The sequence below is a fragment of the Rhodococcus sp. KB6 genome, assembly GCF_001445685.1.
In the GTDB taxonomy this organism is placed as follows: Bacteria; Actinomycetota; Actinomycetes; order Mycobacteriales; family Mycobacteriaceae; genus Rhodococcus_F; species Rhodococcus_F qingshengii.
Genome location: NZ_LNAK01000163.1, coordinates 328,285 through 351,585, shown reverse-complemented (window position 1 = coordinate 351,585; position 23,301 = coordinate 328,285). Strand labels below are relative to the sequence as shown.

The window sequence follows — 23,301 nt, the reverse complement described above, 5'->3', positions numbered from 1 at the left end:
AAATATACCGACCGGAATCGTACGCGAGGGACGTCGAAACCCGAGGCACCCCACTGTGCCTTGGCTATCGATGCGGACAAATCGGATGTTACGTCGTCAGTTGGTCAAATGAAGTTCACCGAGCGTGATCGAAGCGGTGCGAGCAAACTCTCGGACACTCGCGCCTCCACTTCCGGCAGGCATTACCCCGAGAAGGGGAACACCGCTGACCGAGACCAGATCCTCGCGATTGCATCTCTCGGCGAGGTCCGGTTCCTGCGGCCACGAACCGATCACCAACCCGGCGCAGTCCACGCCGGATGCACGTAGGGCTTCCACGGTCAGTGCGGTGTGGTTGAGCGTGCCCAGGCCGGACGCAACTACCAGCACCACCGGTACTGCCAGAACTGCGGCGAGATCGCGCGCGGTGAACCCGTCCACCCCCAACCGAACCAGCAAGCCGCCGGCACCTTCGATCAGGGTCAAGTCGTGGGTGGTGTCCAGGTCGCGAGCAACTCGGACTACGTCGTCGAGCGCCAACAACGGGAGACCACTTCGACGGGCAGCAGTATCCGGCGCCAAAGGTTCGGGATACCGCGCCAACTCGACCAGCGTCACGCCGCCCCCGGTCAGACGCTCGATCTCGGCCAGATCACCCGCACCGTCCACGTCGACGCCGGTCTGGGCCGGTTTGAGCACCGCAACCGACTTTCCCGACTGCAGGGCGAGCGATGCCAGTGCTGCCGTCACCACTGTTTTTCCGACGTCGGTCGATGTGCCGGTCACCAGGAGAATACTCATGCGCGAGCACCTGCCAATACCTCGCGAAGTACGAGTGAGATCTGCTCCATCTCGGAAGGAGACAGCGTCGCTCGTGCAGTCAGACGCAGCCGTGACGTTCCTTCCGGAACCGACGGCGGGCGGAAGCAACCGACATGCAACCCCTGATCCCGGCACGCGGACGCGGCATCGAACGCCCGCTGCGGATCACCGAGAACGACTGAGACGACAGCAGATTCAGGCGACGGAGCACCGGTGACGTCCGCCAACTCGGATGCCCGGGCCAGGACGTCGAGCGCTCGCGTCGGCTCACGCTGGAGTACGGCGAGTGCAGCCCTGGCCGCGCCTACGGCGGCCGGTGCGAGACCGGTGTCGAAGATGAACGTTCTTGCCGCGTCGATGAGATGCGCGCGGATCTTGTTGTCACCGAGCACAACTCCACCCTGGCTGGCGAGCGACTTGGACAGTGTTGCCGTCACGACGACGTCGGGTTCACCGGCCAGGCCCGACTCGTGGACGAGTCCACGTCCACCGGTACCGCGCACACCGATGCCATGCGCCTCGTCGACCAACAGGATCGCCCCGTACTCGCGGCACGCCTGATGCATCTGCCGCAGTGGCGCAAGGTCTCCGTCGGCGCTGAAGACCGAATCGGTGACGACCAGTGCTCGCTCTTCCACTCTGCTGCGCAACGTGTCGGCGAGAAAGCCCATGTCCGAATGCGGAGCCACGGCAACCCGAGCACGTGACAGGCGGCAGGCATCCACCAGCGAGGCATGCGATCCCGCATCGGAGACGATCAACGACCCTGGACCCGAGAGCGCCGTCACCGCGCCGAGATTGGCTGTGTAACCGGAGGAGAAGACAAGTCCGGAGTCCGCCCCGACGAACTCGGCCAGTTCGACTTCGAGCAGTTCGTGTTCGGTGGTGGTGCCGGTGACCAGACGCGAGCCCGTGGCGCCCGCGCCCCAACGGCGCAGAGCCGCCGCGGCACCCTCGATCACATCGGGGTGCCGCACGAGTCCGAGATAATCGTTCGACGCCAGGTCGATCAACGGGGAGTCGACCGTGCGAGGACGGAGTTCGCGACGCAGTCCAGCGGCCCTGCGGTCCGCTTCGACGGCCGTCAGCCAATTCAGCGAGGTGTTCACTTTTCCGACCATACTTGAACACCGTTCAACTCAATGGTTAGGGTGCATCCGTGCTCACAACCGGACTTGATCCCCATGACGTCTCCGCCATCGATGCCGATGTCCTCTGGCATCCGTACGGATCGTTTCCCGCGTCGACTCGTCCGCTGATCGTCGACTCTGCGCAGGGGGCTACCCTGACGCTCTCCGACGGCCGCCGATTGGTCGACGGGATGAGCTCGTGGTGGGCCGCCATTCACGGCTACCGCAATCCCGTGCTCGACACCGCCGCCGCACGGCAGCTCGGCAAAATGAGCCATGTCATGTTCGGCGGACTGACGCACGAACCCGCCGCTCGCCTCGGGCGACTGCTCGTCGACATCACACCACCTCACCTCGACAAGGTGTTCCTCTCCGACTCCGGTTCGGTGGCCGTCGAAGTCGCAGTGAAGATGTGCCTGCAGTACTGGCGGAGCCTCGGAAAGCCGTCGAAGAATCGTTTGATGACCTGGCGCGGCGGATACCACGGTGACACCTTCACCCCCATGAGCGTCTGCGATCCCGACGGCGGCATGCATTCTCTCTGGACCGACGTCCTGCGCCCTCAGGTCTTCGCGCAAGCTCCCCCGGCGGGCTATCTCCCCGAATACGTGCAGGAGTTGGAATCGCTCTTGGCCGAGCATCACGAGCACCTCGCAGCGGTGATCGTGGAACCAGTGGTCCAAGGTGCCGGCGGAATGCGTTTCCACGATCCCGCGTACCTGATCGACCTGCGTAACCTCTGCGACAAGTACCAAGTCCTCCTGGTCTTCGACGAAATCGCGACCGGATTCGGACGCACCGGAGAATTGTTCGCCGCCGATCACGCCGGCGTCAGTCCCGATGTCATGTGCGTCGGCAAGGCACTGACCGGCGGGTACATGAGTCTGGCGGCAACGCTGTGCACCACGGAGATCGCGGAGACCATCACTGCCGGTGAGGGCGGCGGGCTGATGCACGGCCCCACCTTCATGGGCAATCCACTCGCGTGCGCCGTCGCGGTGGCGTCGACCGAACTTCTGCTTGCGATGGACTGGCGGCGTGACGTCGCAACCCTCGAACGTGGCCTCGCTCGAGGCCTCGCCGAAGCCGTCACAATTCCCGGGGTCGTCGACGTCCGCGTCAAAGGCGGAATCGGAGTGATCGAACTCGAACAGCCGGTCGACATGCAGAGCGCGACCGATGCAGCCGTCGACGCCGGCGTCTGGCTCCGGCCGTTCCGCAACCTCGTGTACGCGATGCCTCCGTACCTGTGTTCGGAGGCAGAGGTGGAACAGATCACAGCCGGAATGCTTGCAACCGCCCGCAGCCAGGCGAAACGGTGATCGGCACCGTAGACAGTCGACGAGATTCGATCGGCTGCACCCGATAGGGTCTGATTCATGGATCAACCGCCGAGCGAGACCTCAGCCACTCCCATCCCGGTATGGCCTGGCAGTGCGTACCCACTCGGTGCCACCTACGACGGCGCGGGGACCAATTTCTCGCTCTTCTCCGAGGTCGCCGAGGCCGTCGAGCTGTGCCTGATCGCCAAGGACGGAACCGAAACCCGCATTCGGATGGACGAGGTCGACGGTTACGTCTGGCATGCGTACATTCCGTCGGTATCCCCCGGCCAGCGATACGGCTACCGCGTACACGGGCCGTACGATCCGGCTGCAGGTCTGCGATGCGATCCGAGCAAGCTCCTGCTGGACCCGTACGGAAAAGCGTTCGACGGAGACTTCGACGGAGACCGTTCGCTGTTCTCGTACGACGTCGAATCGGCGGCGGACCCCGAACCTTCAGGAGACGACGAATCTCCCGCCGTGGAGCCGCAAGAGGCTACCGACGACACGAGTTCGGAAGCCGAATCGGACGAGGTGGGCCTCGAAGACGACTCGCCCACGGGCGATCAGGAATCGGAAGAGATCCTCGAGCCCGAACCCTTCGAGCCGGAACCACTCGTCGACGAACCCGCCACCATCCCTTTCCCCCAACATGATTCGCTCGGCCATACGATGTCGACCGTCGTCATCAACCCGTTCTTCGATTGGGCGTCCGACCACTCGCCGAAGCGTCCGTATCACGAGACGGTCATCTACGAAGCGCACGTCAAGGGTATGACCGCGACGCATCCCGGAGTTCCGGAGGAATTGCGCGGCACGTACGCGGGGCTCGCTCATCCGGTGATCATCGAGCACCTCACCGATCTGGGTGTCACGGCGATCGAACTGATGCCGGTCCACCAGTTCATGCACGATCAGGTGCTTCTCGACCAAGGTCTGCGAAACTACTGGGGTTACAACACCTTCGGCTTTCTCGCTCCGCACACCGACTACTCCTCGGCCACGAAACCCGATGCGGCCGTAGCGGAATTCAAAGCCATGGTGCGCAGCTTCCACCAGGCGGGTATCGAAGTGATCCTCGACGTGGTCTACAACCACACCGCCGAGGGCAATCACATGGGGCCGACCATCAGCTTCCGCGGAATCGACAATGCCGCCTACTACCGCCTGGTCGACGGCGACGAAGAGCACTACATGGACTACACCGGAACGGGCAACAGCCTCAACGCCCGTCATCCGCATACGCTGCAATTGATCATGGACTCTCTGCGGTACTGGGTCACGGAGATGCACGTCGACGGTTTCCGCTTCGACCTCGCCTCGACACTCGCCCGTGAACTGCACGACGTGGACCGCCTTTCGGCCTTCTTCGATCTCGTGCAACAGGATCCGGTCGTCAGTCAGGTGAAGCTGATCGCCGAACCGTGGGACGTCGGCGAAGGCGGTTACCAGGTCGGCAACTTCCCCGGCCTGTGGACCGAATGGAACGGCAAATACCGCGACACCGTCCGCGACTACTGGCGTGGTGAGCCGGCAACGCTGGGGGAGTTCGCCTCCCGTCTCACCGGATCCTCTGATCTCTACGAGGCCACCGGACGTCGCCCTGGCGCGAGCATCAACTTCGTCATCGCTCACGACGGTTTCACCCTGCACGACCTCGTCTCGTACAACGAGAAGCACAACGAAGCCAACGGCGAGAACAACAACGACGGCGAATCGCACAACCGATCTTGGAACTGCGGGGTCGAAGGCCCCACCGACGACCCGGAAATCCTCGAACTGCGTGGCCGTCAGAGCCGGAACATACTGGCTACGCTGATGCTCAGCCAGGGCACCCCGATGCTTGCTCACGGCGACGAGATGGGCCGAACTCAGCAGGGTAACAACAACGTTTACTGCCAGGATTCGGAACTGTCATGGATGGATTGGACTCTCGCGGAAACCAACGCCGACCTCGTCGAGTTCACCAAGCGCGCAATTGCCTTGCGCGCCAAGAACCCGGTCTTCCGGCGTCGTCGATTCTTCGAGGGGCGACCTATTCGAAGCGGCGATCAGAGTCGCGACATCGCCTGGCTCACGCCGTCTGGCGAAGAGATGACTCCGGCCGACTGGGACAGCGGTTTCGGCAAGTCGTTGGCTGTCTTTCTCAACGGTGACGCGATCCCGGAACCGAACTACCGTGGCGAGCGCGTCACCGGAGATTCGTTCCTTCTCTGCTTCAACGCCCACTACGAAGATCTCGAATTCTCCACCCCCAACGCGGACTACGCGTCGGAGTGGACCGTCGTACTCGACACCTCGGTCCCCACCGGTGAGAGCGATACCGTGATCAAAGCCGGAACAATATTGGATGTAAAAGCGCGAGCATTGACGGTACTTCGCAGAACCGCTTGAGGGAGACATGCACATGGCCCCGATAACCAGCACCTACCGACTGCAGTTGCGACCGGATGCATTCACTCTTCGTGATGCGGCCGCACAGGTGGACTACTTCGAGGCATTGGGGGTCTCACATCTCTATCTCTCCCCCATCCTCACTGCAACGTCCGGATCGACGCACGGCTACGACGTCACCGATCCGACAACCGTGTCCGAAGGACTTGGTGGCCGCGAGGCCCTGGTGGAGCTCTCGCGCGCCGTTCGATCACGTGGGATGGGCCTGATCGTCGATCTGGTCCCCAACCATGTCGGTGTCGCCAAACCTCGCGAAAATGCTTGGTGGTGGGACGTTCTCACGCACGGGCAGTCGTCGGAGTACGCGCATTTCTTCGACATCGATTGGGCCGAGGACAACGGAGCCAACGGCGCCGACGGCAAACTCTCACTCCCGGTACTGGGCAGCCCGGACGATCTCGACGCACTGACTGTCGAGAAAGATGGCGAGGAAACACTTCTCGCGTTCTACGAGCACCGCTTCCCCATCGCTGCCGGTACTGAATTCGGATCTCCACAGGAGGTGCACTCCAGGCAGTCGTACCGACTCGTACCGTGGAACGCCGGGATCGTCAATTACCGACGGTTCTTTGCCGTCAACGAACTCGCTGCGCTGCGCCAGGAGGACCCCCAAGTCTTTGAACTCTGCCATCGGCAGGTGAAGTCGTGGGTCGACGAAGGACTGATCGACGGCGTTCGCATCGATCATCCGGACGGACTCGCGAATCCGGCGGAATATCTCGGGCGCCTGCGAGAACTGATCGGACCAGATCAGTGGCTCGTGATCGAAAAGATCCTCGGCCATACGGAACCACTCGATCCGATGCTCCCGATCGACGGCACCACCGGATACGACGCCCTCAATCAGCTGGGCGGCATTTTCGTCGATCCCGCCGCCGAACTCGAATTGACCGAACTCTCGGCAGATCTGACCGGCGACGACGGGGACAGTACGTGGTTGCATCACACCGAACGTCAGTTCAAACGCGACACCGGGCGCGGTGACCTGGCACCGGAGGTTCGCAGGCTCGTACGTGCAATCCGACGCGAAACCGGAAGTCGTTGCAGTGAGACCGAACTGAACGACGCAGTTGTCGTCGCGATCGCTCGGATGCCGGTGTACCGATCCGACTACAGTCCCCTCGCCGGTTTGGCCGCTCGGATCGTCGGTGACATGCACGAATTGGCTCCCGGACATGAACCATCGTTCAACGTGTTGGCGCAATCCCTGGTGAACAGCGGTGAAGCCTCAGTTCGCTTCCAGCAGGTGTGTGGCGCTGTCATGGCCAAGTCCGTCGAAGATCGACTCTTCTATCGGACGGCGCGCCTGGTCTCACGTCAGGAAGTCGGCGGCAACCCGGCATCGCTTGCCGTCTCCGTCGCCGAATTCCATCTCCACAACGCGGACCGAGCGAAGCGGTGGCCGCGCGCGATGACGAGTCTGTCCACTCACGACACCAAACGCGGCGAGGACGTGCGGGCACGGATCGGTGTTGTGTCTCAGGTGCCGACGCTGTGGGCCCGGCTGATTCGCGAGTGGGAAGACGTGTGCCCCAGCCCTGATCCGCTTACCGGATTGTTCTTGTGGCAGAACATCATCGGTGTGTGGCCGGCGGACGGCCGCTCGGCAGCCTCGGTTCCAGAGCTGCGCGAGCGTTTGCACGCCTATGCGGAGAAAGCCGTCCGCGAGTCCGGCGCCAGAACTTCCTGGAACGATCCGGACGTCGACTTCGAGTCGGCAGTGCACCGCTGGATCGACGAGGTGATCGACGGCCCAGTCGGTGATTCGGTCAGCGAATTCGTCGGCAGGATCGCGCGTCACGGCTGGTCGGACTCTCTGGGCCAAAAGCTGCTCCAACTTCTCGGGCCCGGCGTTCCCGACGTCTACCAGGGCACTGAGCTGTGGGAGGACTCGTTGGTCGATCCGGACAACCGGCGGCTTGTCGACTACGGAACGAGGCGATCACTGCTCGATTCCGGCGCCGCGCCGATCGACGCAACAGGAACCGCAAAGTTGCACCTCGTTCGCACGGCACTGACACTGCGGCGGGAGAACCCCTCGTGGTTCGATCACGGTGAGTACCGGCCGGTCTTCGCTTCAGGTTCCGGATCCGGTCATCTGGTCGGCTTCTCGCGCGGCCCGGCAGGTGATCCGCCCATGGTCGTTGCTCTGGCGACGCGACATTCGCTCAGACTCTCGTCGCACGGTTGGAGAGATACGCGAGTGGACCTGCCAGATGGCGAATGGGTCGACGCACTGAGCGGACAACCCGTCTTGTCTTCGGATGCGCGGGACATCTTCGCTGCCGGGCCATGTGCCCTGTTGACCAGGGTGCGCTGAGCGGTTTCCGCTGACTGGGCATTCACCCCCGAAAAGAACTTCGTCGCGCTAACTTCCGAAGAGCAGATCATCACCACTAGTCGGAGGTTTGAGCATGGCCGCCAGTCGATTCACCGGAAAAGTTGCCTTCATCACCGGAGCCGCCCGTGGTCAGGGGCGCGCCGAAGCTGTCCGGCTGGCAGAAGAGGGCGCAGACATCATCGCCGTCGACGCGTGTGTTCAATTCGAATCCACCTCGTATGCCGGCGCCACCGACGACGACCTGGCCGAGACAGTCGAACTGGTCAAGGCCCTGGACCGTCGAATTGTCGCTACCAAGACCGACGTTCGCGACTTCTCTGCGCTGTCCGCGGCGCTCGCGGCCGGCATCGACGAATTGGGGCGACTTGACGTCGTCGTCGCGAACGCCGGAATCTGTTCTGCCAACATGTCCTGGGAAATCACGCCCGAGCAGTGGCAGGAAACGCTCGACGTCAACCTGACCGGCGTCTTCCACACCGCCAAGGCAGCGATCCCGCACCTGATCAAGCAAGGCACCGGTGGCTCGATCATCTTCACCAGCTCCGTCGCCGGCCTGCGCGGCCTCCCCTTCCTCGGCCATTACGTCGCGAGCAAACACGGCATCACCGGTCTGGCCAAGACGATGGCCTCGGAGTTGGGGCAGTACAACATTCGGGTCAACACCATCCACCCACACGGCGTGGAAACCGGAATGCAGATGACGGACATGCGGCCGCTCATCGACGCCAACGCCCACACACTCGGTCCGATCTTCATGCAGACCTTGCCCGACCCGGTCAGCCAGCCGGAGGACATCGCCGCCGCCGTCGCGTTCCTCGGTTCCGACGAGGCCCATCACATCACCGGCATCGCGATGCCGCTCGATCTGGGCACCCTGATCCGCTGATCGAATCTTCTCGAGTTTTTCCCGTCCTCGGGGAATATCGCTTCCCCGAGGACGGTTGCGCGAGACATGACCAAAACTGTTGTAGCGCAGACGTACGGCACGCCCGAGGTCCTGAAGCTGGTGGACGTCGATTTACCGGCACCGAAATCAGGTGAAGTCCTGGTCGACGTGAAGGCGATCGGCGTCAATCCCTTCGACTTCAAGCTCTACAGCGGCGCTTTCGGCACCGACCCCGAGAAACTTCCCATCCGCCTCGGCGGCGAGGCAGCGGGCGTCGTCTCGGCTGTCGGCGACGGCGTCACAAATGTGAACGTCGGCGACGAAGTGATCGTCAGCCCCGGCAACGGCCTCTACTCCGAACAAGTAGTCGTGCAGGTCTCCTCGGTGACCGCGAAGCCCGCAGGCATCAGCTGGGAACAGGCAGCCGGCCTCCTTCTGGTCGGCGGAACTGCAGTCGACGCCCTCGACACCGTTCGGGTCCGCTCCGGCGACACCGTTCTCATCCACGGCGCGTCTGGCGGCGTCGGCGCGATCGCTGTTCAGCTGGCAGTTGGTCGCGGAGCTACGGTGATCGGCACCGCGGGAGCCTCGAATCAGGATTACGTGCGCTCGCTCGGCGCGACGCCTGTGCTCTACGGCCACGGCCTCGAAGCGCGTGTCCGTGAACTCGCGCCGAACGGCGTCGACGCCGCCTTCGACACCGCCGGAACAGATGAAGCCGTCGATACTTCGCTGGCTTTGGTCTCCGACAAGAGCCGTATCGTCACCATCGTCGCGTTCGGACGCGCCCAGACCGACGGCTTCGCGTCCGTCGGCGGAGGCAATCCGACAAGTGCGGAAGCGCGTTTGAAGGCTCGATCCGAACTGGTCGAACAAGCCGGTTCCGGACATCTCACCGTCAAGATCGCCAAGACTTTCCCACTAACGGACGTCGCGCTCGCTCACACCGAGTTGCAGAGCTCCCATCCCGCCGGGAAGTTCATCCTCATTCCCTGACGTTGCTTGCGGTTCCCTGTGTCTGAGGGGCGAGTGGAACCAACAGGGTGGTGCCGAACGCGACGAGCACGGATTCGCCTTCGCGTTCGGCATGTACCTCGGCAGTGACGAACACCTGCTTGCGCCCGGCCTTGACCGAGCGCGCCGTAGCGACAAATGCGGTTCCGACGCCCGGACTCACGAAATTGACCGCGCAGTTGGACGCCGCCACGACACCTACCTGGGTGAAAGCAGCAAATCCGCACGCGGTGTCGACGAGTCCCGCCACGAGCGCAGCGTGCAGGTGTCCCGAGTACTGGCCCAGATCCTCACGCCATTCGAGCCGCAGACAGACGCGACCCGGTTCGGCCTCCGTGACTTCGAATCCGGCCCACCGGTTGAAGGCCGCCGAGGCGTTGACCGCGCGCAACTGTTCGAGCATTTCAGAATTTCCCATGTAGACCAGTCTACATAGATTGTGGTGGATCGCTGGGGTGTTTAAGCTCCAACTCGTGGCGACTCCCCCGAAACACCGCGAAGCACTCGTACGAGCTGCGGCCGATCTGTTTCGCCGCCAGGGGTATGCGGCAACGGGCCTCAACGAGATCCTCAAGTCGAGCGGGGCGCCGAAAGGTTCGCTCTACCACTACTTTCCCGGCGGCAAAGAGCAGATCGGCGAAGAGGTCGTCCGCGTCGGCGGGCAGTTGGTCACCGACACCCTGACCGAACTCGCCGACAGCCAATCGGACGCCGGGTCACTGCTGCGCGAGTACGCGCGGTTGCTCGCCGGATGGGTGAGCGATTCGGATTTCCACGAAGGCTCGCCGATCACGACGGTGTTGTTGGAACTTGCCCCCGATTCGGAGAGCGTGACAGCCGCCGGACAGGCGGTGTATCGACAGTGGACTTCGCTACTGCGCGACACACTGATCGCGTCCGGGGTCGGACGTGCGCGAGCGGAACGGCTTGCCGTCCTTGCAGTGTCCGCGCTCGAGGGCTCGCTGGTGCGGGCTCGCGTCGAACGATCCGGTCAGCCGATTCTCGACTCCCTCGGCGAGGTCGCCGACGTGTTCGACGGAGCAATCGCCGCGGCGCACTCGCACTGAGCGAACGCGACCTGAGCGAACGGCACTCTCGGTCTCATGAAGGCGCCGAAAGGTACGTTCGCTCGGAATCGGAGGGTGGCTCAGTCGGCTTCCGGGCGCCACCTCGAGCACCACCGCGGGCCGCGCCGATCCCTGCGACGACGACGCACGCGATACCTGCCACGGCCAGAACACTCGGAACCTGTTGCAGCACAACCAGACCGATAAGCTGCGCGAAAGCAGGCTCGAGACTCATCAGCGTGCCGAACGCCGCCGTGGACAGCCTTCGCAACGAGACCATCTCCAGAACGAACGGCACGACGGGCAGCAAGATCGCGAGTCCGAGGCCCACGAGAATCAGATGCGGAGTCAGCCGCCCGATAGCCGAGTGGCCTACGGCAATTGTCGCGGCCAACCCGGCTACCGCCATCGACACCGCCAGCCCGTTGATACCGGCAACCTCGTCGCCGACGCGCTGGGTGAGCACTATGTACATCGCCCAGCAGAGCGCCGCACCGAGTGCGTACGCCACACCGACCAGATCGACTGTCCCGGCCCATGGTTCGGTGAGAAGCACGACGCCCACGCCTGCCAGAACCGGCCACAGAACGCGGCCACGCCCCCGGAGCAATGCAACCGTCAGCGGACCCAAGAATTCCAATGCGCTTGCTGTTCCCAGCGGAAGTCGCTCCACCGCTGCCATGAACAGGAGCGTCATACCTGCGGTGACCACACCCAGAACCACGCAAGCCAGAAACGCCTTGCGAGTGAACACCGAGGGGCGGGGCCTGACGATGATCAGAAGAATGATGCCCGCCCAGGCGAGTCGTATCCACGCCGCTCCGTCTGCGCCGAGCTGATCGATCAGACCCACCGACACGGCGAGCCCGAGCTGCACGCACAACATCGCCAGAACAGCCAGGCCCACTCCGGCCCGCGCTTTCGTATCCATAGCTGAATTGAACGGGAGGCCAACCGTTCGTGTCCACGCGATTTTGACCTACATTATGTTCACGATTAGTGAATGATCGAAGGATGGAAACCCGTCGACTCCATCTCCTCCTCGAACTCTCCCGCTTGGGTTCGATGCGTGCGGTCGCCGAAGCGCACAACCTCACGACGTCGACAGTGTCCCAACAACTCGCGGCCTTGACCGCGGAGACCGGTACCGCACTGATCGAGCCCGACGGTCGCCGGGTGCGGCTGACGCCGGCCGGTCAACGACTGGCCGATCATGCCGTCACCATCCTGGCAGCCGTCGATGCAGCTCGCCTGGACCTCGATCCGGACGCGGAACCGGTGGGGACCCTGCGAGTCGGCGGATTCGCAACTGCGATCAGAACCGCGATGCTCCCCGTCGCTCGAAGCCTGCGACGCAGTCACCCGCAGGTGGACGTGATGATCTACGAATACGAACCCGTCGAGGCTTTTGCACTCCTCGAACGCGACGATCTAGACCTCGCACTGACGTACGACTACAACCTCGCCCCCGCGTCGCCGAGCCCACTACTCGAAGCAATTCCGCTCTGGTCGACGCCATGGGGACTGTGTGTTCCCGACGACGCCAAAGCTCCCGACAAGTCCACAGAATCCGGAATCGATCTCCGCGCCTTCGCCGACACGTCATGGATAGTGAACTCACGCAACACGGCAGACGAGCGCGCTGTGCGAACCCTCGCGTCGCTGGCCGGGTTCACCCCTCGGATCACTCACCAGATCGACAGTCTCGACTTGGTCGAACTCTTGATCCTCAGTGGTTACGGCGTGGGGCTGATGCCGCTCGAACGCAAGACTCGCGAAGGCGTGCGCGTCGAACCACTCGTCGATCCGCCCGTCATCCTCACTGCCTATGCGGTGACGCGTCGCGGCCGATCGTCGTGGCCGCCACTTCGGCTCGTGTTGGACCGACTCACGGCCTACCGATAACTCACATCCGATCAGCGTCGCCGTCGCGGCGCTGCTGCTTGGCAATTCGACGCTGCTCTTCCGCCCGTTCGCGGCACTGACGCAAGAAGGCTTCGTCCGCCGCCGGATCCTGCGCAACGGCACGTCCCGGGCGCTCGTATTCGCCGTAACCGGTTGGGCCGACGTAACCGCGGGGCGCGTTCTGTCCGCGCCCGACCACCAGCCACAGAACCGATCCCAAAGTAGGAAGGAAGATGATGATCAGAATCCAGACGACCTTGGGTAGGTACTGGATGTAGGCGTCATCTCTCGTGATGGCGTCGACGATGCAGAAAATCCACAGCAACATCGTGATGAGGCCGAACAAGGCATAGGGCACGCTGGCGATTCCTCCCGAGAATAAAAAACCCTCGCCATGCTAACGAAAACAGACCAATTAGTACATTAGATTCTGGCGAATGTTGAACTCGAGCCATCCTCGGTACGCATCGACGTCCCATCCACTGACCCGACGCAATTGCTGATGAAGCTGAGGCGAGACGAAAGCGGCAAGTATGCCCGCGGCTTTCTCGAGCGAAATCTCAGGCCTCAACAAGCCATGCTCGGAGAGACCCTCGGCTATCGACATCGCATTGACGGCCGACTGATCCGACGACTCCTCGGATAGTCGACGCATGTCGGCATCCGCACCCGAGGATTCGACCGCGACCATCATCAGAGCGCCGGCACGTTCGAGCAGTCCGATGCCCTGAGCCACGATCTGGGAGACGATCCGGCGAACGTCATCGGGGTCCGAGGCCAGGTTCGGCGCGCCGAGTGGAGCCTCTTCGGCATCGAGCGCCGCAGCGAGGGCCGCTTCGAAGATCTCGAGTTTCCCGCCGGGGAAGGCTGTGAACACCGTCCGATCGGCGACGCCGGCCGAGGCGGCAATCTGCTTGACGGTGGCTTTGACATACCCGTCTCGAATAAACAAGGCCGTCGCCGCATCACGAATGAGCTCACGCGTTCGCTGCGCGGAAGCTTCACGCACGCGGGAGTGGTACTGGCGTCTGCCCTCCATTGCGCACACTTTAGCCGCATTCGATGCAACGACCATGCATGGAAAGAATCGTGCAGCTCAGGAGCCTTTTCCGGGGTGATCTATCCAGCCGTCGCTACCGGGAAACACCAACGCCTCGTGGCCGTTGTCGTACCTGACCAGATACGGAGGACCGCCGTCCTCGCCGTGCACCTCGAGAACCTCGGCAGTTACCTCCGCCTGCCCCACCACGCGCCCCTGGACGTGGAGACGGTCACCCACTTCGGCATGCATCACTCCTCCTCGCTGCCCGCTCGCGCAGGCGCAGACCAACCACTGACGTTGTTCCCGCCATGCCGACTCGGAAACCCTGGGGCGAGTTGCCGTCGTGAGAAATCGCATATTCACCGAAGGTGACAGCGACGGGTGAACAGTGGTTCACTCATGGGTGAATTCCCGTTCACCATCGCCGCGTGAAGGACCGTCTCTTGGCATTGCACTCGTCTCCGACCACTCGCCGTTCGAGTCGGCTCATTACCGCAATTCTCTGTCTTTCCGGCACCGTGGTCGCGCTGCAACAAACGATGGTCATTCCGTTGTTGCCCGATTTCCCGAAGATCCTCGGCGTCAGTGCTGACGACGCCTCCTGGCTCGTCACCGTCACGCTCCTCACGAGTGCCGTCGCCACTCCGATCGTCTCCCGCCTGGCAGACATGTTCGGAAAACGACGCATGATGCTGATCTCGATGACGATGATCGTGGTCGGATCACTGGTCGCGGCGATCGGCGGCAACTTTGTCGCCCTGCTGATCGGACGTGGTCTCCAGGGCTTCGCGATCTCGATGATCCCCGTCGGAATCAGCATCATGCGCGACGAACTGCCCAAGGAGAAGGTGGCGTCGGCAACAGCGTTGATGAGTGCCACTCTCGGAATCGGCAGCGCACTCGGGCTCCCGCTGTCCGGGTTGATCTTCGAGCATCTGGGCTGGCCCGCCATCTTCTGGCTCTCGGCGATCGTGGGCGTCCTGCTGATCATCGCGGTAGCCGTCGTCGTCCCGGAATCGAGTGTTCGTACCCGCGGCAAATTCGACTTCCTGGGCGCGGTCATGCTCTCGACAGCACTCACGGCGATCCTCCTCGCCATCTCCAAGGGCGCCCGTTGGGGATGGACGAGCGAACTGACATTGCTGATGTTCGTCATCGGAATCGTGACTCTCGCATTGTGGTTCCCTTACGAACTCCGCGTCACCCAGCCGATGGTCGATCTACGAACGTCGGCCAAGCGGCCTGTTCTGCTGACCAACGTCGCCTCGATCCTCGTCGGCTTCTCGATGTACGCGAACAACCTCTCCACCACCCAACAACTTCAGATGCCGAAGATCTCCGGCTACGGCTTCGAACTGGGCGTGATGGCGGCCGGACTGTGCATGATTCCGGCAGGCCTCGCGATGGTCTTCTTCGCGCCCGTCTCCGCGAACATCACGAAGCGATTCGGAGCCAAGATCACCCTGATCGTCGGCGGCACGGTGCTCGCGCTCGCCTACATCGCGCGAGTGTTCCTGACCGGTTCGATAGCACTGATCATCATCAGCGCGGCGGTGGTCAGCATCGGAACCGCAATCGCCTACTCCGCGATGCCGATGCTGATCATGCGATCGGTTCCGATTACCGAAACCGCGTCGGCAAACGGCCTCAATTCGCTGCTCCGCTCAGTCGGTACTTCCACGTCCAGCGCGGTGGTTGCCGCCATGCTCACTTCGATGGTCATCCCGTCCGGGCCGGGCGAGGGCCTTCCGTCGATCGACGCCTTCAAGAACATCTTCTGGCTGGCCGCCCTCGCCGCCGTGGCTGCTGCCGCTGCCGCTGCGTTCATTCCTCGCCGCGGCGCAAAACCGGAAGCGGCACTTCGCCCGGTGACCCCGGAAGGGTTCGAGCTTCCCGACGCCGCCGTGTCCGAAACGGAAATTGTGGTTGCCGGTCGTGTGATCCGGGCCGACAGCCGACCGATCCGGCAGGCCGTTGTCACCGTGATGGACATGGAGGGTCGACCGATTGACTGGAGTCGCGCCGACAACGAAGGCAACTTCTCCCTCGCCCTACCCCGGCCCGGCCGGTACCTGGTGGTCACGAGCGCCGACGGTTGGTCCCCTCGGTCACAGGTAATCGACTTCGACAGCGCGCAATCGACGCACACCGTCGAACTCGGCGACCGCCTCACCATCTCCGGCAAGGTCGGAGTCGGCGGCCGAACAACCTCGGGAACTGTCGTCACACTCACGAAACCGACCGGCGAATTCGTCGCATCCACGGTCACCGACGGAACCGGGCACTACGGAATCGCACTTCCCACATCCGGCCGGTACATCCTGACCGCGCTGACCGAGAGCGGACACGGCACATTGGCTCGTCAGATAGCGGTCATCGCGCAGTCCACCGTCGTCGACTTCGACGTACCCGTCGATGCCGAGCCGTTGACGACAGTATGAACGCCAGTACGAGCAACCGAACGCATGGCGATCGGGTATCGAGGCGAGCGACATGAGCAGCGGCGAAGCCAGCATCCTCACAGCAGCGAAAGCCTTGTTCGCGGAACGAGGTTACGCATCGACGACCATCAAGGACATCGCGGTCGCAGCCGGCTACTCCCCTGCCCTGGTCATGAAGATCTACGGCAGCAAAGCTCGGCTGTACTCGGCTGCGATCCCGTCCGCACCTCCGATGGACGAGGATCCGAATGCCGACGCCACCGGAGACATCGGCTGTCAACTGGTCGAGAAACTTGTCGCTCGTAGAGAATCCGATGAAACCGATCCGTGGGCAATGCTCGCAGTACACGTTCACGAGGCGCCAGATCCGGCCGCCGCTCGGGCCGAGATCAAGCAACGATACGTTCACGGGATCGCGCGCCGCATCGGCGACACGGAGCCCGGTTTGGTACGCAGCCAGATCGTCGTCTCACTGCTGCTCGGACTGGCCACCGGCATGCGGACGCTCGAACTCCTCGGTGAGGATTCACTGTCGTCGGAGGATCTGATCCGGCGCTACGGAAGGCTGATTCAAATAGCCGTCGACGAAATCGAACCGGTATCCGAGCACGAATCGTTCATCAGTGACACGGTGGAGGAATGACTACTTACCGATACCTCGACGCCGACCGGAATCTCCTCGAAGAGAAAGATTTCGAAACCGAGCAGGACGCACAGGAATACCGACTCTCCGTCCTCGGTGCCGAACACATCGAGCCCGCGGGCGAATGATCCTGTCGAGTCCCCGATCGGTCAGGAAGACTTCGCGGCAGTGGTGAGTTCAGCGATCAAGGCTTGAACGCGCCGCTCGATTTCGTCACGGATCGGGCGAACTGCTTCAAGGCCCTGTCCGGCCGGGTCGTCGAGAACCCAGTCTCGGTAACTCTTGCCGGGGAAGATCGGGCACGTGTCGCCGCAGCCCATGGTGATGACGACATCCGAATCCTGGACGGCGTCGACAGTGAGGATCTTCGGAGACTGCGCTGAGATGTCGATACCGCGCTCTGCCATCGCCTCGACCGCTGCCGAATTGACGGTCTCGGCGGGTGCGGATCCGGCGGAACGGACCTCGATGGCGTCGCCCGCGAGATGGCTCAGTAACCCCGCGGCCATCTGAGATCGACCGGCATTGTGGACGCAGACGAACAACACCGATGGTTTGCTCATGACCTCGCTCTTTCTCGACTGGATGAAACCTCTTCGACTGCAAAGCGTTTGCGTAGTGCAAGGGAGACATAGACCAGCCCGACGAGCACCGGTACCTCGATCAGCGGGCCGACGACACCGGCAAGAGCTTGCCCCGAGGTGGCGCCGTAGGTGGCGATGGCTACCGCGATCGCGAGTTCGAAGTTGTTGCCCGCGGCGGTGAACGCCAGGGTCGTGGTGCGTTCATAGCCCAATCCGATTGCGGCGCCGAGGATGTAGCCTCCGCCCCACATGAGCGCGAAGTACGCGAGCAGGGGCAGCGCGATCCGGACGACATCCCAAGGCTGGGAGGTGATCTGTTCGCCCTGCATCGAGAAGAGCACGACGATGGTGAACAGCAGACCGTAGAGCGCCCAGGGGCTGATCTTGGGGATGAACTTGTTGTCGTACCAGTCGCGGCCTTTGGCGCGTTCGCCGAAGAAGCGGGACAGAAAACCTGCCAGCAGCGGGATACCGAGGAAGATCAGAACGGATTTGGCGATCTGCCAGGGCGAGGTGTCGATGGTGGTCTGTTCGAGGCCGAGCCACCCGGGCAGGACCGAGAGGTAGAACCAACCGAGCACGGCGAACATGATCACCTGGAACACCGAATTGATGGCGACCAGCACCGCGGCGGCTTCGCGGTCTCCGCAGGCCAGGTCGTTCCAGATGATCACCATCGCGATGCAGCGAGCGAGACCGACGATGATCAAACCGGTTCGGTATTCCGGCAGGTCAGGCAGAAACAGCCAGGCGAGGGCGAACATCAGCGCCGGGCCGAGAACCCAGTTCAGGAACAGGGAGCCGGCGAGGAGTTTCTTGTCCCCGGTGACTGTGTCGAGGCGGTCGTAGCGGACCTTCGCCAGGACCGGGTACATCATGATCAGCAGACCGAGGGCGATCGGTAGCGAGATGCCGTCGATCTGCACCTTGTCCAGGGCAGTGTTCACACCGGGGATCCAGCGTCCAACCAGCAGGCCGACGACCATGGCCACGCCGATCCAGACCGCCAGATAGCGGTCGAGGGTGGAGAGTTTTCCGACGACTTCGGGGTGTTCGGTGGTGGCAGCGGTGTTGCTCATGCGGTGACCTCAGCGCAAGCGTCTGCGGCACTCACGCTCGCACCTTCTACCAGCAGAACGGCGGAAAGCTGTTGCAGCGCAGCCGGAATAACCCAGTAGTACACCCAGGTCCCGCGTCGTTCACAATCGAGCAGCCCGGCCTGGCGCAACACCTTCAGGTGATGCGAGATAGTCGGCTGAGACAAGTCGAACGAGTCGGAGATGTCGCAGACGCAGGCTTCACCACCCTCGTGACTTGCCACCAAGCTGAGCAAGCGGAGACGAACCGGATCGCCGAGGGCCTTGAACATCCGAGACAAGTCTCCGGCCCAATCCTCAGTCAACGGTTCACGAACGAGCGGGGTGCAGCAAGCCTCGGAGTCCGGCAGCTCTTGATTCGACATTCTTCGATATTGACAGATATCGAATCAACGCGCAATCGGGCATCCGGTCAGCCGGATCCCGGACTCATCCCTCGGCGATCGCCGTTCGACGCTCGAGCAGAACAGTGTCGCGCCACACGCCGTCGAGTTCGGCGATCTTCTCGCGAAGGCCGACCGTTCGAAACCCGGCCGAATGATGGAGCGAGATGGAGGCACGGTTCTCCGGGAACATCGACGTCTGCAGAGTCCAGAGTCCGTCGGCGTCGGCGGCCATGACTTGCTTGCGCAACAACGCCTTTCCGACGCCACGACCACGCATGCCGTCCGCAACGTACACGGAGTTCTCGGCAACCCCGCGGTAGCAGTCACGCTCGGAAACCGGACTCAACGCAGCCCATCCGACAACAACACCCCCGATAGTCGCCACCCATCGATGCTGCGGCAGCCACCGTTCGTGGAGATGCTCACGCGAGGGGACCTCAGCGGCAAAGGTGGCATTTCGGGTGTCGATACCCTCGCCGTAAATACGGCGAACCGCATCCCAGTCGTCGTCGATCATGGCCCGGACAGAGACATCGTCGGGCAGATCACTCGGGCAGCACGGACGCGGAGCAAGGACTCCCATCACCACATCCGCCGCCTGCGGCAAGGCAACGCAACACGTCGGACTCATCGCGACGACCGTGCTCGTCCCTTCCTTACGCATGGTCACAAAACCCACATCGGCGAGCTTGCGCAGGTGGTGCGACACCGTCGGTTGCCCGATCCCCAACGCCTCGGCGAGCGCTCCGACGGTAATACCACCGACCGCGCTCGCTACCCGGTGAAGCAATCGGACGCGCATCGGCTCGGCAAGGCAGGCGAACCACTGCGCGTAGGTATCGGCATCGCCCTGCGCGAGGACGGAAGAACGGATCTGATCCGGGTCCGAATCGCCGACTCGCACCGTCGGAGTCTGCAGCGAAGTCATCTCTCCACTATATCGACAGCTGTCGATGGTTGCCTACATTGATGATCGTCGATACAGTTCTCCGTAGATCGATAATCGTCGATGAAAGGCACGAAAATGAACCCCCTACCCGTTGTCGTGATCGGGGCCGGCCCGATCGGCCTGGCAGCCGCAGCAGAACTGCGCGAGCGCGGACTCACACCCCTTGTATTCGAGCGCGGAACCACAGCCGGTGCTGCGATCTCCGAGTGGAATCACGTTCGACTGTTCTCCCGGTGGTCCGAACTCGTCTCCCCCGCCGCGCGGCGACTCCTCGACCAGAATGGATGGAGCTCACCCGACGGGCAGACCTATCCGACCGGCCGGCAATGGCGCGAGCTCTACCTCGAACCACTCGCCTCGGCCCTCGCCGACCTGGTCCAGTTCGACACCGAGGTGATCGGCGTCGCTCGACGCGGACGTGACCTGGTCGTCGACGCCGGACGCGACAGCGAACCCCTCTCGATTCACCTGCGGCGCCGGGACGGAACCGAGGATCGGATGTTCGCCCAGGCCATTGTGGATGCGTCCGGCACCTGGGGCACCCCGAACCCGCTCGGTGGTGAAGGTCTTCCTGCACTCGGCGAAGGCGCTGTGGGTACTGCGATCCGGTACCGGGTTCCTGATCTCGACGATCCGGCAGTGCGGGCACAGTTCGCCGGAACGCACACCGTCATCGCAGGTAGTGGCCACTCCGCGCTGACGGCGATCGTTGCGCTGTCAGGGTTGGCAGAGCAGGCTCCGAGCACCCGCATCACCTGGGCGGTCCGCCGAGGAAACATCGGCTCTGCATTCGGAGGCGGCGACGCTGACGAACTGCCCGCGCGCGGCGCCCTGGGATTGCGCGCAAAGAAGGCCGTCGAGGATGGCCTGTTGAGCGTCGTCAGCGGCTTCCGCACCACAGAGGTGACAACTACCCCTTCGGGACAACTCATACTTGCCTCCGATGCGGGTGATCGCATCGAGAACGTGGACAACGTCATAACGCTGACCGGCTTCCGCCCCGATCTGTCCTGGCTCTCGGAAATTCGACTCGGCCTCGACCCGGTCTTACAAGCACCGGTCGAGCTTGCTCCGCTGATCGACCCGAACGTCCACTCGTGCGGCACCGTTTACCCGCATGGCGCGAAGGAGCTTCGCCATCCGGAGCCGGGGGTGTACTTGGCAGGAATGAAAAGCTACGGCCGAGCACCCACCTTCCTGGCGATGACCGGCTACGAGCAGGTTCGCAGCATCGCAGCCGAGCTCGCCGGCGATCACGAGGCAGCGGCCCGTGTCGAGTTGATCCTTCCGGAGACCGGAGTCTGCGGCGGCGCAGGCATTTTCGACGAACCTGACACAGCAGAAACCGACACAGGGAAAGCCGAGGGCGGATGCTGCAGCGCCCCCGCTCCGAAACTGATCACGCTGTCTGCACCGTCCGGCAACACCTGCGGATAGAAACAGTCCTTGACGACGGAACCAGCCCGCCGGGCTGCCACATCCGGCCGAACAAGGCATGCTGATCGTGTGCATACATTCGAGGTCTGGGCGCCAACACCGGAATCGGTCCGGGTCGAAGTCGACGGCATCACGCACGAGATGGACCGGACCGACGACGGGTGGTGGCGCGCCGAGGTCGACTGCGACAACCGCGCTCGCTACGGCTTTGTCGTCGACGGTGAAACACTCCCGGATCCGCGTTCACCACGCCAGCCCGAAGGCGTGCATCTCCGCTCCCAACTGCACCAACTCGACGAGGCGTCCTGGACCGACTCTCAGTGGACCGGACGACAACTCCCAGGATCATCGGTCTACGAACTGCACATCGGAACGTTCACCCCCGAAGGAACATTCGACGCCGCGATCGAACGTCTCGATCACCTGGTAGACCTCGGCGTCGGCTTCGTGGAAATCATGCCGGTCAACGGCTTCAACGGAACTCACAACTGGGGCTACGACGGTGTGCTCTGGTACACGGTCCACGAGATCTACGGTGGCCCGGACGGATTGCAACGCTTGGTGAATGCGGCCCACGAACGCGGACTCGGCCTGATTCTTGACGTGGTCTACAACCACCTGGGCCCGTCGGGCAACTACCTCGAAAAGTTCGGCCCCTACATTGCCGATGGAGCGAACACCTGGGGCCGAACGATCAACATCGGAGGCCCGCAGTCGGGCGAGGTTCGCGAGTACATCATCGGCAATGCCCTGCGATGGATGCGCGATTTCCACATCGACGGTCTACGCCTCGACGCCGTCCACGCGTTGGTCGATCACACCGGAACGCACATCCTCGAGGAACTCGCCGTCCGAACGGAAACACTGTCGGCCCATCTGGGTCGACCGCTCACGTTGATCGCCGAAAGCGATCTCAACGACGCCACTCTGATCACGCCACGAGCGGCCGGCGGGTTCGGCTTGGACGCGCAGTGGGACGACGACATCCACCACACCATTCACACGGCCGTGTCCGGCGAACGCCAGGGTTATTACGCCGACTTCGGATCCTTGGAATCCCTTGCAAATACATTGCGGCGCGGTTTCTTCCACGCCGGAACGTATTCCTCGTTCCGTGGACGGGTTCACGGCCGGCCGATCGACATCACGCATCAGCCCGCCAGCGCCCTGCTCGCATACACGTGCACCCACGATCAGATCGGCAACCGCGCGATCGGGGACCGCCCGAGCGCCTATCTGACGCCAGGACAATTGGCGATCAAGGCGGCGCTGGTCCTGCTCTCGCCGTACACGCCGATGCTGTTCATGGGCGAGGAATGGGGAGCGACCACTCCGTTCCAGTTCTTCACCTCGCATCCGGAACCGGAACTCGGCGAGGCCACTGCCAAAGGCCGCAAAGCGGAGTTCGCGGCGCACGGCTGGAACAGTGACGACATTCCGGATCCGCAAGACCCACAGACATTTCTGCGATCGAAACTGGACTGGGACGAGCGAGACGACGAGACACGCGCTCGCGTCCTGGCCTGCTATCGCGATCTACTTGCCCTGCGCAGGAAGCGAATCGAGATCACCGACCCTTGGCTGGGGCACCTGCACGTCGACTACGACGAGGACGACCAGTGGATCACCCTGCGCCGCGGCGCATTACAGATCGTGTGCAATCTGGGAACGGACGCGGCCTCGGTCCCGGCCGGCGGAACCCCCATCCTCTGGTGGGATCCGCCGACACAGGACGAGACCGCGTCCGCAACAGTGGTGCCGGGGCACTCGTTCGTCGTACTCGAAAGCTGACTAACTCT

23 protein-coding genes are annotated in these 23,301 nt (G+C 63.0%); 12 read left to right on the top strand and 11 right to left on the bottom strand.

Annotated features, from left to right (window positions below):
- Nucleotides 1–96: 96 nt before the first annotated feature.
- On the bottom strand, nucleotides 97–780 hold the full coding sequence (bioD, locus tag ASU23_RS32610) for a dethiobiotin synthase (RefSeq protein WP_058039476.1): 684 nt from the start codon (nucleotides 778–780) through the stop codon (nucleotides 97–99).
- Nucleotides 777–1,922, bottom strand: coding sequence for an 8-amino-7-oxononanoate synthase (locus ASU23_RS32605; RefSeq protein ID WP_058039475.1), 1,146 nt, complete (start codon nucleotides 1,920–1,922; stop codon nucleotides 777–779). The genes bioD and ASU23_RS32605 overlap by 4 nt, the downstream gene beginning before the upstream one ends.
- A 38-nt stretch (nucleotides 1,923–1,960) precedes the next feature.
- Here ASU23_RS32605 and ASU23_RS32600 point away from each other — a divergent pair, with 38 nt between their 5' ends.
- The 5 genes from ASU23_RS32600 to ASU23_RS32580 all read left to right on the top strand — a co-directional run bounded on the left by ASU23_RS32600 (nucleotide 1,961) and on the right by ASU23_RS32580 (nucleotide 9,933).
- Entirely contained in the window at nucleotides 1,961–3,253 is a 1,293-nt protein-coding gene (locus ASU23_RS32600; RefSeq protein WP_007733120.1) for an adenosylmethionine--8-amino-7-oxononanoate transaminase, read from the top strand.
- A 57-nt stretch (nucleotides 3,254–3,310) separates the two neighbouring features.
- Nucleotides 3,311–5,650, top strand: coding sequence for a glycogen debranching protein GlgX (gene glgX, locus ASU23_RS32595; protein ID WP_058039474.1), 2,340 nt, complete (start codon nucleotides 3,311–3,313; stop codon nucleotides 5,648–5,650).
- A 13-nt stretch (nucleotides 5,651–5,663) separates the two neighbouring features.
- Nucleotides 5,664–8,030 carry a malto-oligosyltrehalose synthase gene (gene treY / locus ASU23_RS32590; protein ID WP_064075428.1) on the top strand — a complete coding sequence of 789 codons (2,367 nt, stop codon included), beginning with the start codon at nucleotides 5,664–5,666 and terminating at the stop codon, nucleotides 8,028–8,030.
- Between the two features lie 94 nt (nucleotides 8,031–8,124).
- Nucleotides 8,125–8,937: a mycofactocin-coupled SDR family oxidoreductase gene (locus ASU23_RS32585; protein ID WP_007733124.1), complete on the top strand. Its 813-nt coding sequence runs from the start codon at nucleotides 8,125–8,127 to the stop codon at nucleotides 8,935–8,937.
- A 66-nt stretch (nucleotides 8,938–9,003) separates the two neighbouring features.
- Nucleotides 9,004–9,933 carry an NADP-dependent oxidoreductase gene (locus ASU23_RS32580; RefSeq protein WP_058039472.1) on the top strand — a complete coding sequence of 310 codons (930 nt, stop codon included), beginning with the start codon at nucleotides 9,004–9,006 and terminating at the stop codon, nucleotides 9,931–9,933.
- Here the strand turns inward: ASU23_RS32580 and ASU23_RS32575 are convergent.
- Nucleotides 9,923–10,369 (bottom strand): PaaI family thioesterase, encoded by a 447-nt coding sequence (locus ASU23_RS32575; RefSeq protein WP_223304504.1) that lies wholly within the window; start codon nucleotides 10,367–10,369, stop codon nucleotides 9,923–9,925. The genes ASU23_RS32580 and ASU23_RS32575 overlap by 11 nt on opposite strands.
- Nucleotides 10,370–10,424: 55 nt before the next feature.
- Here ASU23_RS32575 and ASU23_RS32570 point away from each other — a divergent pair, with 55 nt between their 5' ends.
- Nucleotides 10,425–11,018 (top strand): TetR/AcrR family transcriptional regulator, encoded by a 594-nt coding sequence (locus ASU23_RS32570; protein WP_003941729.1) that lies wholly within the window; start codon nucleotides 10,425–10,427, stop codon nucleotides 11,016–11,018.
- Between the two features lie 34 nt (nucleotides 11,019–11,052).
- Here the strand turns inward: ASU23_RS32570 and ASU23_RS32565 are convergent, their stop codons facing one another.
- Nucleotides 11,053–11,949, bottom strand: a complete 897-nt coding sequence (locus tag ASU23_RS32565) for a DMT family transporter (RefSeq protein ID WP_058039470.1) — start codon at nucleotides 11,947–11,949, stop codon at nucleotides 11,053–11,055.
- 83 nt (nucleotides 11,950–12,032) lie between these two features.
- Here ASU23_RS32565 and ASU23_RS32560 point away from each other — a divergent pair, with 83 nt between their 5' ends.
- Entirely contained in the window at nucleotides 12,033–12,923 is an 891-nt protein-coding gene (locus tag ASU23_RS32560; protein WP_058039469.1) for a LysR family transcriptional regulator, read from the top strand.
- A 1-nt stretch (nucleotide 12,924) separates the two neighbouring features.
- Here the strand turns inward: ASU23_RS32560 and ASU23_RS32555 are convergent, their stop codons facing one another.
- The 3 genes from ASU23_RS32555 to ASU23_RS32545 are packed head-to-tail and all read right to left on the bottom strand — an operon-like array spanning nucleotide 12,925 to nucleotide 14,214.
- On the bottom strand, nucleotides 12,925–13,281 hold the full coding sequence (locus ASU23_RS32555; RefSeq protein WP_003941757.1) for a PLD nuclease N-terminal domain-containing protein: 357 nt from the start codon (nucleotides 13,279–13,281) through the stop codon (nucleotides 12,925–12,927).
- Between the two features lie 57 nt (nucleotides 13,282–13,338).
- Nucleotides 13,339–13,962, bottom strand: coding sequence for a TetR/AcrR family transcriptional regulator (locus ASU23_RS32550; RefSeq protein WP_058039468.1), 624 nt, complete (start codon nucleotides 13,960–13,962; stop codon nucleotides 13,339–13,341).
- Nucleotides 13,963–14,019: 57 nt separating this feature from the next.
- On the bottom strand, nucleotides 14,020–14,214 hold the full coding sequence (locus tag ASU23_RS32545; RefSeq protein ID WP_003941743.1) for a DUF1918 domain-containing protein: 195 nt from the start codon (nucleotides 14,212–14,214) through the stop codon (nucleotides 14,020–14,022).
- Nucleotides 14,215–14,393: 179 nt separating this feature from the next.
- Here ASU23_RS32545 and ASU23_RS32540 point away from each other — a divergent pair, with 179 nt between their 5' ends.
- Genes ASU23_RS32540 through ASU23_RS35170 form a run of 3 tightly spaced genes read left to right on the top strand, consistent with a single transcriptional unit; the run spans nucleotide 14,394 to nucleotide 17,177 of the window.
- A complete protein-coding gene (locus tag ASU23_RS32540; protein WP_058039467.1) occupies nucleotides 14,394–16,406 on the top strand; it encodes an MFS transporter in 2,013 nt (670 codons plus the stop codon).
- Nucleotides 16,407–16,458: 52 nt separating this feature from the next.
- Nucleotides 16,459–17,049: a TetR/AcrR family transcriptional regulator gene (locus ASU23_RS32535; RefSeq protein WP_003941800.1), complete on the top strand. Its 591-nt coding sequence runs from the start codon at nucleotides 16,459–16,461 to the stop codon at nucleotides 17,047–17,049.
- Complete coding sequence (locus tag ASU23_RS35170) at nucleotides 17,046–17,177, top strand: hypothetical protein (RefSeq protein WP_007733137.1); 132 nt, start codon at nucleotides 17,046–17,048, stop codon at nucleotides 17,175–17,177. The genes ASU23_RS32535 and ASU23_RS35170 overlap by 4 nt, the downstream gene beginning before the upstream one ends.
- A 21-nt stretch (nucleotides 17,178–17,198) precedes the next feature.
- On the opposite strand, the gene ASU23_RS32530 is transcribed toward ASU23_RS35170, so the two are convergent.
- The 4 genes from ASU23_RS32530 to ASU23_RS32515 all read right to left on the bottom strand — a co-directional run bounded on the left by ASU23_RS32530 (nucleotide 17,199) and on the right by ASU23_RS32515 (nucleotide 20,044).
- Complete coding sequence (locus ASU23_RS32530) at nucleotides 17,199–17,612, bottom strand: arsenate reductase ArsC (RefSeq protein ID WP_058039466.1); 414 nt, start codon at nucleotides 17,610–17,612, stop codon at nucleotides 17,199–17,201.
- Nucleotides 17,609–18,712, bottom strand: coding sequence for an ACR3 family arsenite efflux transporter (gene arsB, locus ASU23_RS32525; protein WP_003941673.1), 1,104 nt, complete (start codon nucleotides 18,710–18,712; stop codon nucleotides 17,609–17,611). Before arsB ends, ASU23_RS32530 begins: the two co-directional genes overlap by 4 nt.
- The gene (locus tag ASU23_RS32520; RefSeq protein WP_003941739.1) at nucleotides 18,709–19,095 is read right to left on the bottom strand and encodes a helix-turn-helix transcriptional regulator; all 387 of its coding nucleotides are present in this window, start codon (nucleotides 19,093–19,095) and stop codon (nucleotides 18,709–18,711) included. The genes arsB and ASU23_RS32520 overlap by 4 nt, the downstream gene beginning before the upstream one ends.
- 64 nt (nucleotides 19,096–19,159) lie before the next feature.
- On the bottom strand, nucleotides 19,160–20,044 hold the full coding sequence (locus ASU23_RS32515; protein WP_058039465.1) for a metalloregulator ArsR/SmtB family transcription factor: 885 nt from the start codon (nucleotides 20,042–20,044) through the stop codon (nucleotides 19,160–19,162).
- Nucleotides 20,045–20,140: 96 nt separating this feature from the next.
- On the opposite strand from ASU23_RS32515, the gene ASU23_RS32510 reads away from it, so the two are divergent.
- Both ASU23_RS32510 and treZ read left to right on the top strand, forming a co-directional pair.
- The gene (locus ASU23_RS32510) at nucleotides 20,141–21,502 is read left to right on the top strand and encodes an NAD(P)-binding domain-containing protein (RefSeq protein ID WP_058039464.1); all 1,362 of its coding nucleotides are present in this window, start codon (nucleotides 20,141–20,143) and stop codon (nucleotides 21,500–21,502) included.
- Between the two features lie 69 nt (nucleotides 21,503–21,571).
- Nucleotides 21,572–23,293 carry a malto-oligosyltrehalose trehalohydrolase gene (gene treZ, locus ASU23_RS32505; RefSeq protein ID WP_058039463.1) on the top strand — a complete coding sequence of 574 codons (1,722 nt, stop codon included), beginning with the start codon at nucleotides 21,572–21,574 and terminating at the stop codon, nucleotides 23,291–23,293.
- Nucleotides 23,294–23,301 lie beyond the last annotated feature (8 nt).

Bases quoted from the DNA above. Each gene is read 5' to 3' on its own strand.
- bioD (WP_058039476.1), bottom strand. From the start codon at position 780: ATGAGTATTCTCCTGGTGACCGGCACATCGACCGACGTCGGAAAAACA.
- ASU23_RS32605 (WP_058039475.1), bottom strand. From the start codon at position 1,922: ATGGTCGGAAAAGTGAACACCTCGCTGAATTGGCTGACGGCCGTCGAA.
- glgX (WP_058039474.1), top strand. From the start codon at position 3,311: ATGGATCAACCGCCGAGCGAGACCTCAGCCACTCCCATCCCGGTATGG.
- treY (WP_064075428.1), top strand. From the start codon at position 5,664: ATGGCCCCGATAACCAGCACCTACCGACTGCAGTTGCGACCGGATGCA.
- ASU23_RS32585 (WP_007733124.1), top strand. From the start codon at position 8,125: ATGGCCGCCAGTCGATTCACCGGAAAAGTTGCCTTCATCACCGGAGCC.
- ASU23_RS32580 (WP_058039472.1), top strand. From the start codon at position 9,004: ATGACCAAAACTGTTGTAGCGCAGACGTACGGCACGCCCGAGGTCCTG.
- ASU23_RS32575 (WP_223304504.1), bottom strand. From the start codon at position 10,369: ATGGGAAATTCTGAAATGCTCGAACAGTTGCGCGCGGTCAACGCCTCG.
- ASU23_RS32565 (WP_058039470.1), bottom strand. From the start codon at position 11,949: ATGGATACGAAAGCGCGGGCCGGAGTGGGCCTGGCTGTTCTGGCGATG.
- ASU23_RS32560 (WP_058039469.1), top strand. From the start codon at position 12,033: ATGGAAACCCGTCGACTCCATCTCCTCCTCGAACTCTCCCGCTTGGGT.
- ASU23_RS32550 (WP_058039468.1), bottom strand. From the start codon at position 13,962: ATGGAGGGCAGACGCCAGTACCACTCCCGCGTGCGTGAAGCTTCCGCG.
- ASU23_RS32545 (WP_003941743.1), bottom strand. From the start codon at position 14,214: ATGCATGCCGAAGTGGGTGACCGTCTCCACGTCCAGGGGCGCGTGGTG.
- ASU23_RS32535 (WP_003941800.1), top strand. From the start codon at position 16,459: ATGAGCAGCGGCGAAGCCAGCATCCTCACAGCAGCGAAAGCCTTGTTC.
- ASU23_RS35170 (WP_007733137.1), top strand. From the start codon at position 17,046: ATGACTACTTACCGATACCTCGACGCCGACCGGAATCTCCTCGAAGAG.
- ASU23_RS32530 (WP_058039466.1), bottom strand. From the start codon at position 17,612: ATGAGCAAACCATCGGTGTTGTTCGTCTGCGTCCACAATGCCGGTCGA.
- arsB (WP_003941673.1), bottom strand. From the start codon at position 18,712: ATGAGCAACACCGCTGCCACCACCGAACACCCCGAAGTCGTCGGAAAA.
- ASU23_RS32520 (WP_003941739.1), bottom strand. From the start codon at position 19,095: ATGTCGAATCAAGAGCTGCCGGACTCCGAGGCTTGCTGCACCCCGCTC.
- ASU23_RS32515 (WP_058039465.1), bottom strand. From the start codon at position 20,044: ATGACTTCGCTGCAGACTCCGACGGTGCGAGTCGGCGATTCGGACCCG.
- ASU23_RS32510 (WP_058039464.1), top strand. From the start codon at position 20,141: ATGAACCCCCTACCCGTTGTCGTGATCGGGGCCGGCCCGATCGGCCTG.